Origin of the sequence: Serratia sp. BIGb0234 (assembly GCF_024809915.1) — a bacterium.
Taxonomy (GTDB): domain Bacteria; phylum Pseudomonadota; class Gammaproteobacteria; order Enterobacterales; family Enterobacteriaceae; genus Serratia; species Serratia liquefaciens.
In genome coordinates, this window is sequence record NZ_JANUEI010000003.1 from 734,718 (window position 1) to 749,398 (window position 14,681).

Annotated in this window: 16 protein-coding genes; 8 read left to right on the top strand and 8 right to left on the bottom strand. The window is 53.8% G+C overall.

The features are described from left to right. Positions 1 to 33 precede the first annotated feature (33 nt). From M2407_RS16165 to M2407_RS16180, 4 genes are all read left to right on the top strand, one after another. Entirely contained in the window at positions 34 to 2,175 is a 2,142-nt protein-coding gene (locus M2407_RS16165; RefSeq protein WP_020828344.1) for a lysine decarboxylase CadA, read from the top strand. 63 nt (positions 2,176 to 2,238) lie between these two features. Continuing rightward, positions 2,239 to 3,687 (top strand): dipeptide permease DtpD, encoded by a 1,449-nt coding sequence (dtpD, locus tag M2407_RS16170; protein ID WP_048759154.1) that lies wholly within the window; start codon positions 2,239 to 2,241, stop codon positions 3,685 to 3,687. 56 nt (positions 3,688 to 3,743) lie between these two features. Then, positions 3,744 to 5,054, top strand: a complete 1,311-nt coding sequence (gene tilS, locus M2407_RS16175; protein WP_259218593.1) for a tRNA lysidine(34) synthetase TilS — start codon at positions 3,744 to 3,746, stop codon at positions 5,052 to 5,054. 17 nt (positions 5,055 to 5,071) lie between these two features. Continuing rightward, positions 5,072 to 5,389 carry a cytochrome c gene (locus M2407_RS16180; RefSeq protein ID WP_162838000.1) on the top strand — a complete coding sequence of 106 codons (318 nt, stop codon included), beginning with the start codon at positions 5,072 to 5,074 and terminating at the stop codon, positions 5,387 to 5,389. 68 nt (positions 5,390 to 5,457) lie between these two features. On the opposite strand, the gene rof is transcribed toward M2407_RS16180, so the two are convergent. Both rof and M2407_RS16190 read right to left on the bottom strand, forming a co-directional pair. Beyond that, positions 5,458 to 5,715, bottom strand: a complete 258-nt coding sequence (rof, locus tag M2407_RS16185; RefSeq protein ID WP_230090436.1) for a Rho-binding antiterminator — start codon at positions 5,713 to 5,715, stop codon at positions 5,458 to 5,460. Then, positions 5,708 to 5,908, bottom strand: a complete 201-nt coding sequence (locus M2407_RS16190) for a YaeP family protein (protein WP_041415645.1) — start codon at positions 5,906 to 5,908, stop codon at positions 5,708 to 5,710. The genes rof and M2407_RS16190 overlap by 8 nt, the downstream gene beginning before the upstream one ends. A 204-nt stretch (positions 5,909 to 6,112) precedes the next feature. Here M2407_RS16190 and M2407_RS16195 point away from each other — a divergent pair, with 204 nt between their 5' ends. The 3 genes from M2407_RS16195 to nlpE are packed head-to-tail and all read left to right on the top strand — an operon-like array spanning position 6,113 to position 7,791. Beyond that, entirely contained in the window at positions 6,113 to 6,661 is a 549-nt protein-coding gene (locus tag M2407_RS16195; RefSeq protein WP_020828338.1) for a YaeQ family protein, read from the top strand. A 3-nt stretch (positions 6,662 to 6,664) separates the two neighbouring features. Further along, entirely contained in the window at positions 6,665 to 7,078 is a 414-nt protein-coding gene (gene arfB, locus M2407_RS16200) for an alternative ribosome rescue aminoacyl-tRNA hydrolase ArfB (RefSeq protein WP_046372783.1), read from the top strand. A gap of 29 nt (positions 7,079 to 7,107) precedes the next feature. Beyond that, positions 7,108 to 7,791 (top strand): envelope stress response activation lipoprotein NlpE, encoded by a 684-nt coding sequence (nlpE, locus tag M2407_RS16205; protein ID WP_041414885.1) that lies wholly within the window; start codon positions 7,108 to 7,110, stop codon positions 7,789 to 7,791. Positions 7,792 to 7,842: 51 nt separating this feature from the next. Here nlpE and proS read toward each other — a convergent pair whose 3' ends face one another. The 6 genes from proS to metN all read right to left on the bottom strand — a co-directional run bounded on the left by proS (position 7,843) and on the right by metN (position 13,616). Then, positions 7,843 to 9,564 (bottom strand): proline--tRNA ligase, encoded by a 1,722-nt coding sequence (gene proS, locus M2407_RS16210; protein WP_046372784.1) that lies wholly within the window; start codon positions 9,562 to 9,564, stop codon positions 7,843 to 7,845. 123 nt (positions 9,565 to 9,687) lie between these two features. Beyond that, positions 9,688 to 10,395 carry a tRNA (N6-threonylcarbamoyladenosine(37)-N6)-methyltransferase TrmO gene (gene tsaA / locus M2407_RS16215; RefSeq protein ID WP_130016981.1) on the bottom strand — a complete coding sequence of 236 codons (708 nt, stop codon included), beginning with the start codon at positions 10,393 to 10,395 and terminating at the stop codon, positions 9,688 to 9,690. Beyond that, a complete protein-coding gene (rcsF, locus tag M2407_RS16220; protein ID WP_130016982.1) occupies positions 10,392 to 10,796 on the bottom strand; it encodes an Rcs stress response system protein RcsF in 405 nt (134 codons plus the stop codon). The genes tsaA and rcsF overlap by 4 nt, the downstream gene beginning before the upstream one ends. Positions 10,797 to 11,062: 266 nt before the next feature. Then, on the bottom strand, positions 11,063 to 11,878 hold the full coding sequence (locus tag M2407_RS16225) for a MetQ/NlpA family lipoprotein (protein ID WP_020828332.1): 816 nt from the start codon (positions 11,876 to 11,878) through the stop codon (positions 11,063 to 11,065). A gap of 60 nt (positions 11,879 to 11,938) precedes the next feature. After that, positions 11,939 to 12,592 (bottom strand): methionine ABC transporter permease MetI, encoded by a 654-nt coding sequence (locus tag M2407_RS16230; RefSeq protein ID WP_020828331.1) that lies wholly within the window; start codon positions 12,590 to 12,592, stop codon positions 11,939 to 11,941. Continuing rightward, positions 12,585 to 13,616: a methionine ABC transporter ATP-binding protein MetN gene (metN, locus tag M2407_RS16235; RefSeq protein WP_020828330.1), complete on the bottom strand. Its 1,032-nt coding sequence runs from the start codon at positions 13,614 to 13,616 to the stop codon at positions 12,585 to 12,587. Before metN ends, M2407_RS16230 begins: the two co-directional genes overlap by 8 nt. Positions 13,617 to 13,803: 187 nt before the next feature. Between metN and gmhB the strand changes: the two genes are divergently transcribed. Beyond that, positions 13,804 to 14,367, top strand: a complete 564-nt coding sequence (gene gmhB, locus M2407_RS16240; RefSeq protein ID WP_048759140.1) for a D-glycero-beta-D-manno-heptose 1,7-bisphosphate 7-phosphatase — start codon at positions 13,804 to 13,806, stop codon at positions 14,365 to 14,367. Positions 14,368 to 14,681 lie beyond the last annotated feature (314 nt).

The following is a 14,681-nucleotide window of genomic DNA, read 5'->3' on the forward strand; positions in this document are numbered from 1 at the left end:
GGCAAGGGGCTCGCTTTACCTGGAGAAATGATTATGAACGTTATAGCTATCATGAACCACATGGGTGTCTACTTTAAAGAAGAGCCTATCCGCGAACTGCACAAAGCATTGGAAAGCCTGGACTTCCGCGTTGTCTATCCTAACGATCGCGAAGACCTGTTAAAGCTGATCGAGAATAATGCACGCTTGTGCGGGGTGATTTTCGACTGGGATAAATACAACCTCGAGTTGTGTGAAGAAATCAGCCAGTTGAATGAATATATGCCGTTGTATGCATTTGCCAATACGCATTCAACCCTGGATGTCAGCCTGAACGATCTGCGCATGCAGGTGCGTTTCTTTGAATATGCGCTGGGTGCGGCTACCGATATCGCTGCCAAGATCAAACAAAACACCGATGAGTACATTGATACCATCCTGCCACCGCTGACCAAAGCGCTGTTCAAATATGTGCGTGAAGGCAAATACACCTTCTGTACTCCAGGCCACATGGGGGGCACCGCCTTCCAGAAAAGCCCGGTCGGTAGCCTGTTCTACGATTTCTTTGGCGCCAACGCCATGAAGTCTGACATTTCTATTTCGGTTTCCGAACTGGGCTCACTGCTGGACCACACCGGTCCGCACAAAGAAGCTGAAGAGTATATTGCTCGCGTATTCAACGCTGAACGCAGCTATATGGTGACTAACGGCACTTCTACCGCCAACAAAATTGTCGGCATGTACTCCGCACCGGCCGGCAGCACCGTATTGATTGACCGTAACTGCCACAAATCGCTGACCCATCTGATGATGATGAGCGACATTACGCCAATCTACTTCCGCCCAACCCGTAATGCTTACGGCATTCTCGGTGGTATCCCGCAGAGTGAGTTTGCCCGTGACACCATCGCCAAACGTGTTAAAGAAACACCAAACGCGACCTGGCCAGTGCATGCGGTAATCACCAACTCTACCTATGACGGTCTGCTGTACAACACCGATCATATTAAGAACGCGCTGGATGTGAAATCTATTCACTTTGACTCCGCCTGGGTGCCTTACACCAATTTCCACCCGATCTACAAAGGCAAATGCGGCATGAGCGGCGGCCGTGTGGAAGGGAAGGTGATTTATGAAACCCAATCCACCCATAAACTGCTGGCGGCGTTCTCGCAGGCTTCGATGATCCACGTGAAAGGCGATATCAACGAAGAAACCTTCAACGAAGCCTACATGATGCAAACCACCACTTCACCGCACTACGGTATCGTGGCGTCTACCGAAACTGCCGCGGCGATGATGAAAGGCAATGCCGGTAAGCGTTTGATTAACGACTCTATTGAACGTGCTATCAAGTTCCGTAAAGAAATCAAACAGCTGAACGTTGAGTCCGAAGGTTGGTTCTTTGACGTCTGGCAGCCAGAACACATCGATCAGGCTGAATGCTGGCCGCTGAAGTCTGACAACGCCTGGCACGGCTTCAAAAATATCGACGATGAACATATGTATCTCGACCCGATCAAAGTCACTCTCCTGACCCCAGGGATGAGTAAAGAGGGTGAAATGCAGGAGTTTGGTATCCCGGCCAGCCTGGTTGCTAAATACCTGGACGAGCACGGTATCATCGTTGAGAAAACCGGCCCATATAATCTGCTGTTCCTGTTCAGCATCGGTATCGACAAAACCAAAGCCCTCAGCCTGCTGCGCGGCCTGACTGATTTCAAACGTTCGTTCGACCTGAACCTGCGGGTGAAAAACATGCTGCCGTCACTGTACAAAGAGGCGCCTGAGTTTTATGAAAACATGCGCATTCAGGATCTGGCGCAGAACATTCACAACCTGGTGGTTGAGCACAACCTGCCGGATCTGATGTACCGCGCATTTGAAGTGCTGCCAACCCTGGTCATGAACCCGTTCAATGCGTTCCAGAAAGAGCTGCACGGTGAAGTGGAAGAGGTTTATTTGGAAGACATGGTCGGCAAGGTGAATGCCAACATGATCCTGCCATATCCTCCAGGTGTTCCACTGGTGATGCCAGGTGAAATGCTCACCGAAGAAAGCCGTCCGGTACTGGAGTTCCTGCAAATGCTGTGCGAAATCGGCGCACATTATCCGGGCTTCGAAACTGATATCCACGGCGCTTACCGTCAGGCGGATGGACGTTACACCGTGAAGGTGTTGAAAAACGATAAATAACTGAAATAACGGGGAGGCGTTTACGCCTCCCTTTTGTCGTTCACCGACTGATGGGAGAAAACCATGAAAACACCCTCACAGCCGCGCGCAATCTACTATGTCGTAGCCATACAAATTTGGGAATATTTCAGCTTTTACGGCATGCGTGCATTACTTATTCTCTATCTTACTCATCAACTTGGTTATTCCGATAGCCGCGCTATCAGCCTTTATAGCGCCTATGCCTCTCTGGTTTACGTCACGCCGATCCTTGGCGGCCTGCTTGCCGATCGCCTGCTGGGCAACCGCGTTGCGGTAATCGCCGGGGCGGTACTGATGACGCTGGGCCACATTGTCCTCGGTCTGAGCGCCGTCTCGACACATTCACTCTATCTGGCCCTGGCGATCATCATCTGCGGCTACGGCCTGTTCAAATCCAATATCAGCTGCCTGCTGGGCGAGTTATACCAACCGCAAGACTCGCGCCGTGAAGGGGGCTTTTCACTGCTGTATGCCGCCGGCAACGTGGGGTCGATTCTGGCACCCATCGCTTGTGGGCTGGCGGCAGAGCGTTATGGCTGGCACGTCGGTTTTGCGCTGGCGGGGATCGGCATGCTGGCAGGGCTGGCCATCTTCCTGTTTGGCAGCCGTCATTTCACCCACACACGCGGGGTGGATCGTGCGCAGATGTGCGCCAACACCCTGAAGGTACCGAACTGGGTGTGGCTAAGCGCCATGCTGTTGTTGGCCCCGTTGTTCTTTACCTCGCTGTTTATTTACGGTCTGGCGGGGCAATTACTGATGCTGGTGTGTGCCGCTGCGGTGGTAATGGTGGCGCGGATTATGATCCGGGCTACGAGAGAGCAACGCCGTGGACTGTGGCAGATCGTTATGCTGATGCTGCTGGGTACTTTGTTTTGGGCTTTCGCTCAGCAGGGCGGTAGCTCCATCAGCCTGTTTATCGATCACTATGTCGATCGCCAATGGTTTTCCTGGACGGTGCCGACGGCTTTATTCCAGTCAGTGAATGCCTTTGCCGTGATGTTTGGCGGTGTGATGCTGGCCTGGCTTGTACGAGGCAACGGCAGCGGTAGCCGTACGCTGCGCATTTGGGGGAAATTCGCCTTCGGCTTGCTGCTGATAGGCGTCGGTTTCACCCTGATGGCGCTGAATGCCCGCTACGGTCAGGGATCGATGTTCCTGATGATCGCCGGGCTTTCCGTGATGGGGCTGGCCGAATTGTTCATCGACCCGGTCGCCATGGCGCAAATCACCCGGTTGAATATCCCAGGCGCTACCGGGGTACTGACGGGGATCTACATGCTGACCACCGGCTCGATAGCAAATTATCTGGCGGGCATTATCGCGGGGCAAACAGCGGAAGATCCGGCAACCGGAGCGACCGCACAGGCCTACGCGCACCTGTTCTCACAAATCGGCTGGTGGGCATTGGGTTGTACTGCCGCAGTGATTGCGGTGTTGGCCATGTGGTGGTTGCTGACCGGCCGCCACCTGCGTGCGGTTAATGCTTGATTGATGGTATTGCGGGGGGTAACGTGCAGCTATCTGGACGTTATTAAGCCTAATCAATGAATAGCAATCAATTATCTGGACAGCTTGCCCGTCAGCTGGGAGCGCGCCGGCACTTGCTGGTGGCATTCAGCGGCGGGCTGGATTCCAGCGTACTGCTGCACTTGCTGGTGCAGTTGCGTCAACAACTGCCGGAGTTGCAGCTACGCGCGGTGCACGTGCACCACGGCCTGAGTTCTTTTGCCGATCGGTGGGTGGAACACTGTCGCCAACAATGTGCCGCCTGGCAACTGCCATTGGTGGTGCAATATGTGCAGGTCGACGGCCGTCAGGACGGCATTGAAGCCGCGGCCCGGGCGGCGCGCTATTCCGCTTTTGCTGCCACGTTGGCCGTGGATGAAACCTTGCTCACCGCGCAACACCTTGACGATCAATGTGAAACCTTTCTTTTGGCGTTAAAGCGCGGCAGCGGCCCGGCGGGCCTGTCGGCAATGGCTGCGCAAACCTCATTGGGAAATAACGGCTTGTTACGTCCATTGCTGGGCAGTTCCCGGCAGCAGTTGGAAGCCTATGCCCAGCAGCATCAGCTCAGTTGGATTGAAGACGACAGTAACCAGGACTCGCGCTTCGATCGCAATTTTCTGCGCCTGCAGGTATTGCCACTGTTGAATCAGCGCTGGCCGCATTTTGCCGCCGCGACGGCGCGTAGTGCCAGCCTGTGTGCTGAGCAAGAGCAACTGGTGGATGAGCTACTGGCAGAGCAGTTGCACTCGTTGCTCGATGAAGAAAATGCGCTGGCGATTGACGGTTTGTTGGGATGCTCGCCGGCCCGTCGTTTTGCTTTGTTACGCCGTTGGATCGCAGCACGTGGCGCAAGCATGCCCTCACGCGAACAGTTGCAGCGTCTGTGGGACGAAGTGGCGCTCAGCCGTGAAGATGCCGAACCTCAGCTACAGCTGGGACAATATCAGATCCGTCGTTTCCGTCGGCGCCTATACCTGTTGCCATTGATGGCCGAACTACGCCAAACCTGCTTGCCGTGGCCGTTATCAGAGCCGCTGATGTTGCCGGATGGCCTGGGTGAGCTGGTGAGTGGGGAAGGCGATATTGTCCTGCGCGCTCCGCAGCCACTGCAAAAAGTGAGCGTTCGCTTTAGCGCTCAGGGCAAGCTCCGCATCCTGGGGCGCACGCATTCCCGGCCGATCAAAAAACTGTGGCAAGAGTTGGGTATTCCACCGTGGCAGCGTGAGCGTACTCCTTTGATCTATTATGATGACCAACTTATCGCTGCGCTGGGCGTTTTTGTCAGCGAGGCCGGACAACCCGCCGAGGGGCAGCAACCCCTGCGGCTGCAGTGGCGTAAAAAATAATAAGAGCGTAAGGAGCAATGATGAAATTTGTGAGCGCAATAGCGGTGTTGGTTGGTTTGTGCAGTTTGCCGGCTATGGCGGCGGGGGATGCGGCGGCAGGCAAAGACAAATCTGCCAGTTGCATGGCATGCCACGGCGCTGAAGGGAAGGTCTCGGTGCCAATGTATCCTAATCTGGCTGGGCAAAACGCCATGTACCTGGAGCATGCGCTGCAGGCTTATAAGAAAGGCGAACGTAACGGTGGCCAGGCAGAGGTGATGAAAGCCTATGTTTCAGCGCTGTCCGATGACGATATTGCCGATCTGGCTGCTTACTATGCCAGCCTTAAACCCTAACCAGCCTGAAGCTCTAAATGACGAGGGCAGCCGTTGGGCTGCCCTGTTGGGATGGCGTTACCGAAAAATCAGTCAGACAGGCTGACGACCACGGTACCGATTTCCGGATGACTGAAACTGAGGATGTGATCCAGACGCAAGCTGAGAGCATTGCCGGCCTGATCGATAATCAGGTACTCAACGCCCTTGGTAAATTTCAGCTCGGTGGCTTTGCCTTCGAGTTTATCTCCGTCGCGTAACTCCAGCTTCAGTATGTAGTTATGCTGACAGGCGAGTTCCAGGCTTTCATAGTCATCGCAATTGATGGATTGGTACTCATCATTCATCAACATAGTCGCTCACCAATAAGTTAGCGGCAGCAAAAGCCGCCTGTTCCCTAACGGAGGACGGTAGCGCGTTATCCGCAGCAACTTCGTCCAATGCCTTTAATACACATGCTAACGCATCAGGCACGTAGCCGCGATCACCACTGCCGATCTCGGCGTAAAAACGGCGTACTAACTCACAGTATTGTTGCACAGTTTCCTCCCTTAAGAACCTCTGCGTCATCGAAACCCTTTAGCGATGAGGCGCAGGCTCTCGGAGCTTGACTCTATCCTAGACGACTATAGCACAGCTATTCTGGAGTTATTAGCACCTGCGCGCGGCTTTCGCACTGCGCTTTGCCTGGCAGCGGTTGGGCCAAATCAAGTACACTGTCGCCTGATAATTATGAGGTCACCCATGGCGCTGAAAGCTACCATTTATAAAGCCACGGTCAATATCGCTGATATGGATCGTCATTTCTACCACGACGCCACGCTTACCCTGGCCCAACACCCTTCCGAAACCGAACAGCGCATGATGCTGCGCCTGCTGGCCTGGATTTGCCACGCCGACGAGCGCCTGGTATTCACCAAAGGCCTGAGTGCTGAAGATGAACCGGAAATCTGGCAGCGTAATGACCATAACGGGCTGGAAATGTGGATCGAAATGGGTCTGCCTGATGAGAAGCGCATCAAGAAAGCCTGTAATCAGTCTCCGCGAGTGGTGCTTTACGCCTACGGGGAACGTGCCGGCCACGTATGGTGGCAATCGATGCAGAGCAAAGTGGCAAACCACAAAAACCTAAGCATCCGTTTCCTGGATGATGAACAATTAAGCAAGCTGGCGGCCTTGGCCAGCCGTAATATGACGTTGCAGGCCACACTCCAAGAGGGAACTATCTGGCTTTCTGACGCTCAGAATAGTCTGGAAATCCAATTTGCCGAATGGCAACAGGCGCAGGTGTGATCGGTGCTGGAACTGTCGAGAAGCGTTGCCATACCGGATAACGAGCTGGAATTGACGGCGATCCGCGCGCAGGGTGCGGGTGGCCAGCACGTGAACAAAGCCTCAACGGCCATCCATTTGCGCTTTGACATCCGGGCATCCAGCCTGCCAGAGTATTATAAGGAAAGGCTGCTGGCCCTGAATAATCATTTAATTACCGCCGATGGGGTGGTGATTATTAAAGCGCAGGAATATCGCAGCCAGGAATTAAACCGTGAGGCGGCGTTGGCCAGATTGGTGGCGCTGATTCAGCAGGCGATGGTGGTGGAAAAAGCGCGCAGAGCGACCAAGCCCACGAAAGGGGCTAAATTACGTCGGCTGGAAGGCAAAGTACGTAAAGGCGCAACGAAAGCGCTGCGCGGCAAAATCCGCACTTAAGGATACATGGACACAGTAGGAGAATAGCTGTGAAGAAAATAACAATAGCCCTGTTTTTAGCGGCAGGGGCACTCTCATTATTGGGATGTAATAATCAGTATCAGCCAAAGGAACAGCCTCTTCAGGCAATGCAGCAAAGTTATCAGGGCGTGTTGCCTTGTGCAGACTGCGGCGGCCTGGATACTTCGCTGTTCCTGGATGAAGACGGCACTTTCGTGCTGCAGGAAACCTATCGTGATACCAAAGACGGCGACCAGACTTTCGCCGACTACGGTAAGTGGGCACGAACCGCCGATAAGCTGGTGCTGACGGACAGCCGTGGCGACAAACGCTATTTCCGGCCCGCAGGCAAGAGCCTGGAAATGCTGGACCAAAGCGGTGCGATTATCGAGTCCAAATTGAATTATCGTCTGGATCCGGTAGAGAAAGCCTTGCCTAAAACGCCGATGGCGCTGAAAGGCAGCTACACCTACATGGCGGATGCGGCGGTGTTTAAAGACTGCGCCACGGGCAAGACGTTCCCGGTAGACAATACCATTGCGTTGGAACAAGGGTATGCCAAAGCCTACAAAACGCCGGGTGAACCGGTCTTCCTGACGTTGAATGGCCACTTCAGTGTTCAGCCGTCAATGGAAGAAGGGCAGACTGAAAAGGCGCTGGTGCCGGACGGTAAACTCGTTTTCGACCGCAGCAAAAATTGCGACAGCAAATAACGACCATAAAAAAACCCGCCTAGGCGGGTTTTTGCTTTCTGTCTCTGCGGATCAGCGTTTGATCTGCCCCAGCAGGAAATCAACGATTTCGCCGGTTTTGATCATTTGCTTCTCGCCGACACGGCGGTTTTTGTACTCAATCTCTTCGCTGTCGAGGTTACGGTCGCCGATAACGATAGAGTGCGGCACGCCAATCAGTTCCATATCCGCGAACATCACGCCTGGACGTTCTTTACGGTCATCGAGGATCACGTCGATGCCATGGGAACGCAGGGTGTTGTACAGCTCTTCCGCCAGCGCCTGCACGCGGAAGGACTTGTGCATATTCATTGGCAGAATGGCGACCTGGAATGGGGCGATAGCATCTGGCCAGATGATGCCGCGATCGTCATGATTCTGTTCGATAGCTGCAGCCACCACGCGAGTGACCCCAATACCGTAGCAGCCCATGGTCAGGACCTGATTACGGCCGTCTTCGCCCTGAACCGTCGCCTTCATTGCTTCAGAGTACTTGGTGCCGAGTTGGAAGATATGGCCCACTTCGATACCGCGTTTGATCAGCAATGTCCCTTTACCGTCCGGGCTGGTATCGCCATCGACCACGTTACGGATATCAGCAACCTGCTGTGGCAGCGGCAAATCACGCTCCCAGTTGATACCGAAGTAGTGTTTACCGTCAATGTTGGCACCGGCGCCAAAATCGCTCATCGCTGCGACGCTGCGGTCGGCTACGACCGGAACCTGCAGATTGACCGGGCCGAGTGAACCCGGGCCTGCACCAACGATGGCGCGGATCTCTTCTTCGGTGGCGAAGGTCAGTGGAACGGCAACCTGTGGCAGCTTCTCGGCTTTCACTTCATTAAGTTCGTGATCGCCACGTACCAGCAGAGCAACCAGCTTGTGGCCGCTTTCTTCTTTAGCGCGAACCAGCAGCGTTTTGACCGTTTTCTCGATAGGCAGTTGGAATTGCTCTACCAGCTCGGCGATGGTCTTGGCATTCGGTGTATCTACTATGCGCAGTTCTTCGCTGGCTGCGGCACGTGGCTGAGCCGGGGCAACCGCTTCTGCCAGTTCGATATTGGCAGCAAAGTCGGAACCGGTGGAAAACACGATATCGTCTTCACCGCTGTCGGCCAGTACCTGGAACTCGTGTGAGGCGCTACCGCCGATAGAGCCGGTATCGGCATCCACCGCACGGAAGTCCAGGCCCATGCGGCTGAAGATTTTGCTGTAGGCTTCGTACATCGCATCGTAAGTCGCCTGCAGAGATTCCTGCGAGGTATGGAACGAGTACGCGTCCTTCATCAGGAATTCACGCGAACGCATCACGCCGAAACGAGGGCGGACTTCATCGCGGAACTTGGTCTGAATCTGGAAGAAGTTCAGCGGAAGTTGCTTGTAAGAGCTGATCTCGTTGCGGATCAGATCGGTGATCACTTCTTCGTGCGTTGGACCCAGTACGAATGGGCGATCGCCGCGATCGACAAAGCGCAGCAGTTCAGGACCGTACTGCTCCCAACGGCCGCTTTCCTGCCACAGATCGGCAGGCTGTACTACCGGCATGCAAACTTCGATCGCGTTAGCATTGTTCATTTCTTCGCGAACGATGTTTTCAACCTTTTTCAGAACGCGCAGGCCGGTAGGCAACCAGGTATAAAGACCGGAGGCAAGCTTGCGAATCATCCCGGCGCGCAGCATCAGCTGGTGGCTGATCACTTCGGCATCGGCAGGTGTCTCCTTCAGAGTGGAGAGCAGATATTGGCTAGTACGCATGGTGTTTTGGTTCCGTTAGAACTGCAAATTGCAACCGGCTGCCAGTAGTAGGGCAGCCAAAATTTTCGAAAGTGATTTAGTTTACCAGTGCGAGCAGGTTGTCAAAAGAGAGACGGTGGAATTTTAACGCAGGTCGAGTGACAACACCTCGGTTTGCTGATCCACCACCCGCCAGCGCACGTTGAAATCCAGCAGCCAGACGGCATAATCCCGTTCCGCCTGTTGCCCCTTGCGGTAAGCCGGACGCGGATCCTGAGCCAGCACCTGAGTGATAAACCGACGTAGCTGCGGATAACGCTGCTGATGTTGCAGCAACTGCTGTTCCGCCTCGGCAGTAAAGCTCACCGGCATATCGCCGTCCGGTGCGGCTTGGGCAAATCCGGCGCGTGCCTGCGGCTGGCTTTCGGCAAACGGCAGGTAAGGTTTGATATCCACCACCGGCGTACCGTCAACCAGATCCAGGCTGCCTAATTCCAGTACTACCTCAGCGCCTTGAATGCGCACGCCTTTTAATTCGATCAGCGACATGCCGAGCGGGTTGGGGCGAAAGGTCGAGCGGGTTGCGAAGACACCCATCCGGGCATTACCGCCCAGACGAGGAGGGCGAACGGTTGGCCGCCAGCCACCTTCCAGGGTTTGATGGAAAATGAACATTACCCAAAGATGGCTGAAGTCGCTAAGGCCGCGTATTGCTTCCGGCTGGTTATAAGGAGGCAGCAGCACCAATTCGCCGCCACCGTCTTCGACTAACCCCGGCTGGCGGGGTACGGCGAATTTTTCTTTATACGGTGAACGAATAGTGCCGATCTGATTGAAAACAAACTCGGTCATTTGGACGAAACGTTAAGCGCAGAGCCCTGGCAAATGGCCTGTTGGTAACAGCCGGCAACGCCGCTGACAATCTGGCAGTCATGCAGCAGCACGGCATTGGCCTTCATGTAGGACGCGCGAATTTGCATACGCTTACGGGCGGTGGCCAGATTGGGTGGGGAATCCTGTACTGTCGTCTGGCAAGATTCGCCGGAGACTTCACCCAGATCGCGGAATGGCTTACCTACTAATTCTTCTGCACTTTTGTACAGTTTAACCGGTGCCGGACGTGCTGCTGGCGTGGTTTTTACTGGTGTGGTCGAGACCGGTTTGCTGGTGCTGCTTGTTGAAGGTGGCGCGAAACGCTGCGACGAACACCCTGCAAGCGCGAGCGCTAACAAACAGAGAGGTAAAGCACGCATTGAGATTCCTCTGCCTTGATGGAATATGTGAGTGGCGCTATTGAAGCAATCTATGGTGGAAATAACAAGACGGGCCGGAGCCCGTCTAGATTTCTGACAAACACCCGAAAAACGTGGTTTTCGGGTGTTTGGGGTAATGCAGAGAATATAATCCTTTGTTTTTATTAGGACTAAATGGTTGCATTAGTCGCAAAGGATTTTATTAACAGTGTCTGACGGGCCGGAGCCCGTCTTGCAATTATAGGAATAAATTCGGTAATTAATGATTACCAGCCTTTAACTGCACCACCGTTAAAGATTTTGTTGGCTGCTTCGTTCACTTCGTCAGACTGATAGGCCTGAACGAATTTCTTCACGTTTTCCGCGTCTTTATTGTCTTCGCGGGCAACCAGCAGGTTCACGTAAGGTGAATCTTTATCTTCAACAAACAGGCCGTCTTTTGCCGGTGTCAGGCCAATCTGGCTGGCGTAAGTGGTGTTGATCACCGCCAGCGCGATTTGCTGATCGTCCAGCGAGCGTGGCAGTTGCGGCGCTTCCAGCTCGACCAGCTTCAGGTTTTTCGGGTTTTCAGTCACGTCCAGCACGGTTGGCAGCAGGCCAACACCGTCTTTCAGTTTGATCAGGTTAACCTTCTGCAGCAGCAGCAGGGAGCGGCCCAGATTGGTTGGATCGTTTGGCAGCGCAACCTGAGAACCGTCTTTCAGTTCGTCCAGAGATTTGATCTTCTTGGAGTAACCGGCAATCGGGTAAACGAAGGTGTTGCCGACCGGTACCAACTTATAGCCGCGATCTTTGATCTGCTGATCCAGATACGGTTTGTGCTGGAAGGCGTTCAAATCGATGTCGCCTTTACTCAGTGCTTCGTTCGGCAGCACGTAATCGTTGAAGGTCACCAGTTCGACGTCCAGACCGTATTTTTCTTTCGCCACTTTTTGCGCGATTTCAGCAACCTGCTGCTCAGCACCGACAATGACGCCGATTTTGATATGGTTCGGATCTTTTTCTTCCTGACCGCAGCCTGCCAGAGCCAGAGTACCGATCAGTGCGCCGATTGCCGCGATGGATTTAAATTTTAACGACATATCCCTTCCTCTTTAGACTCGCATTTGAAATACGCTGTATGAGCGCAGTTGCTGTAAAAACTATTTATGGGTGACGGCTTTGACGATCCGATCACCGCAGAACTGAATCAGATAGACCAGCACCACCAGTAATACTAATACGGTATTCATTACTGTGGCGTTATAACCTATATAACCGTACTGATAACCGATCTGCCCCAGCCCGCCGGCACCTACCGCACCGCCCATGGCGGAATAGCCCACCAACGTGATCAAGGTAATGGTGGCAGCGTTGACCAGGCCCGGCAGGGCTTCCGGCAGCAGTACCTTTTTGATGATTTGCATCGGGGTTGCGCCCATTGCGCGGGCAGCTTCCACCAGGCCAGAAGGGATCTCCAGCAGGGCGTTTTCTACCATACGGGCGATAAAGGGCGCTGCGCCGACCGTCAGCGGCACGATAGCCGCCTGCAGGCCGATAGAGGTACCGACGATCATCCGCGTAAAGGGAATCATCCACACCAGCAGGATAATGAACGGAATGGAACGGAACACGTTCACTAACCCGGACAGCGTCCTGTATAGCGTATTGTTGGCGGCGATTTGCCCCGGGCGAGTCACATACAACAGCACACCAACCGGCAAGCCAAGTACGAAACCGAAGAAGCCGGAGACAAAGGTCATCATGACGGTTTCCCACACGCCGCGCGCCATTAGCCAAATCATTGCCTCAGACATAACCCAGAACCTCTACTTTTACCTGATTTTCCTGCAGGAACTTAATCGTTGCCAGCGCATCTTCATCGCTGCCGTGCAGCTCTGCCAGCATCACGCCGAATTTAACGCCGCCGGCGTAATCCATCTGGGCGCTGATGATATTGTTGTTGACGTTGAAACGGCGAGCCGCTTCTGACAGCAGCGGCGCATCAACGGACTGGCCGGTGAATTCCAAACGCAACAGCGGCTGACGGCCACCGCTGCGTTCCGGAGCCAGACGCTTGGCATAATCATCGGGGATATCCAGATGCAATGTGGATTGAATGAACTGCTGGGCCAACGGCGTTTTCGGATGAGAGAACACTTCGCTGACGCTGTCTTTTTCAATCAACTGCCCCTGGCTGATGACCGCAACCTGATCGCAGATGCGTTTCACCACGTCCATTTCATGGGTGATCAACAGGATGGTCAGGCCGAGACGACGATTAATGTCTTTCAGCAGTTCCAGAATGGAACGGGTAGTGGCTGGATCCAATGCGCTGGTGGCTTCGTCACACAGCAGGACTTTCGGTTGGCTTGCCAGCGCACGGGCAATCGCCACGCGTTGCTTCTGGCCGCCGGACAGATTGGCCGGGTAGGCGTCGTGTTTGTCCGACAACCCGACCAGTTCCAGCAATTCGGTTACGCGCTTTTTGATTTCAGCCCGTGGGGTGTTGTCCAGCTCCAGCGGCAGCGCAACGTTGCCAAATACCGTGCGGGAAGAAAGCAGGTTGAAGTGTTGGAAGATCATGCCGATTTGGCGGCGTGCGCGTGTCAGTTCGCTTTCAGACAGCGAGGTCAGATCCTGTCCGTCAACCAACACCTGGCCGGAAGTCGGGCGCTCAAGCATGTTGGCGCAGCGGATCAGCGTACTTTTACCGGCGCCTGATGCACCGATAACGCCATAAATTTGCCCGGCAGGGACGTGAAGAGTCACGTCAGAGAGCGCGCTAATGGTGCGCGAACCCTGCTGGAACACTTTGGTGATGTTAGAAAGTTTAATCATATTCTTCTTATTTTAGCGTGGTTGCCCGTGGCTAGATAAAAGTAAACCTTGGCGTGGACCAAGGTATAAATCAGATGTTAAGGCGTCTAGACGTCTAAGTCAACGATCAACGCTGTTCTCTGCCGTTCTCAGTACCGGGTAAAACATGCGATACTGTCCGGGTTTTCAGGCCCTCAGGAGCAAACCGGTGACACAAAGCGTTCCAGCAATTTTCCTCGATCGTGACGGCACGATTAATGTCGATCATGGCTACGTCCATGAAATCGATAATTTCCACTTTATAGATGGCGTGATCGACGCCTGTCGCGAACTTAAAAAGATGGGCTTTGCTTTAGTATTGGTGACCAACCAGTCTGGCATTGCGCGTGGCAAGTTCAGCGAAGACCAATTCATGTACCTGACGGAGTGGATGGATTGGTCGCTGGCCGATCGCGATGTTGACCTGGACGGTATCTATTTCTGTCCGCATCATCCTGAAGCAGTAATAGAAGAGTACCGCCAGACATGCGACTGCCGTAAACCTGAGCCGGGCATGCTGTTGCAAGCGCAGCAAGAATTGAACATTGATATGGCCGCTTCTTATATGGTGGGTGACAAACCGGAAGATATGCAGGCGGCAATAGCGGCAGGTGTCGGTACTAAAGTTCTGGTGCGCACCGGTAAGCCGGTCACTGAACAAGGTGAGAAACTGGCGGATTGGGTGCTAAATAGCCTGGCAGACCTGCCAGAAGCCATCAAAAAGCGGGTTTAATAGACGTTGTGCATGAATAGTGAGCTGTCAGATAAAAAGTGAATATTAATCCTTGTCATTCTGAACCGGCTCCCTATAATGCGCCTCCATCGACACGGAACATGTGAACAACTTCACAGAGTCTCCGGGGTTCGAAGAGAAAAAATCCTGAAATTTAGGGGTTGACTCTGAAAGAGGAAAGCGTATTATACGCCACCTCGAGATAGCAAGCTACGGCGGCTAACTCACTGCTCTTTAACAATTTATCAGACAATCTGTGTGGGCACTCCACAAGACGATATCCAGAACCTTCGGGTTCAAAAAAATATCAAGTC

Excerpts from the sequence above, each read along its gene's own strand:
- M2407_RS16195 (WP_020828338.1), top strand. The coding sequence starts at position 6,113 with ATGGCGCTGAAAGCTACCATTTATAAAGCCACGGTCAATATCGCTGAT.
- tsaA (WP_130016981.1), bottom strand. The coding sequence starts at position 10,395 with ATGACCGAGTTTGTTTTCAATCAGATCGGCACTATTCGTTCACCGTAT.
- dtpD (WP_048759154.1), top strand. The coding sequence starts at position 2,239 with ATGAAAACACCCTCACAGCCGCGCGCAATCTACTATGTCGTAGCCATA.
- tilS (WP_259218593.1), top strand. The coding sequence starts at position 3,744 with ATGAATAGCAATCAATTATCTGGACAGCTTGCCCGTCAGCTGGGAGCG.
- M2407_RS16165 (WP_020828344.1), top strand. The coding sequence starts at position 34 with ATGAACGTTATAGCTATCATGAACCACATGGGTGTCTACTTTAAAGAA.
- M2407_RS16225 (WP_020828332.1), bottom strand. The coding sequence starts at position 11,878 with ATGTCGTTAAAATTTAAATCCATCGCGGCAATCGGCGCACTGATCGGT.
- M2407_RS16230 (WP_020828331.1), bottom strand. The coding sequence starts at position 12,592 with ATGTCTGAGGCAATGATTTGGCTAATGGCGCGCGGCGTGTGGGAAACC.
- rof (WP_230090436.1), bottom strand. The coding sequence starts at position 5,715 with ATGAATGATGAGTACCAATCCATCAATTGCGATGACTATGAAAGCCTG.
- rcsF (WP_130016982.1), bottom strand. The coding sequence starts at position 10,796 with ATGCGTGCTTTACCTCTCTGTTTGTTAGCGCTCGCGCTTGCAGGGTGT.
- proS (WP_046372784.1), bottom strand. The coding sequence starts at position 9,564 with ATGCGTACTAGCCAATATCTGCTCTCCACTCTGAAGGAGACACCTGCC.
- metN (WP_020828330.1), bottom strand. The coding sequence starts at position 13,616 with ATGATTAAACTTTCTAACATCACCAAAGTGTTCCAGCAGGGTTCGCGC.
- M2407_RS16180 (WP_162838000.1), top strand. The coding sequence starts at position 5,072 with ATGATGAAATTTGTGAGCGCAATAGCGGTGTTGGTTGGTTTGTGCAGT.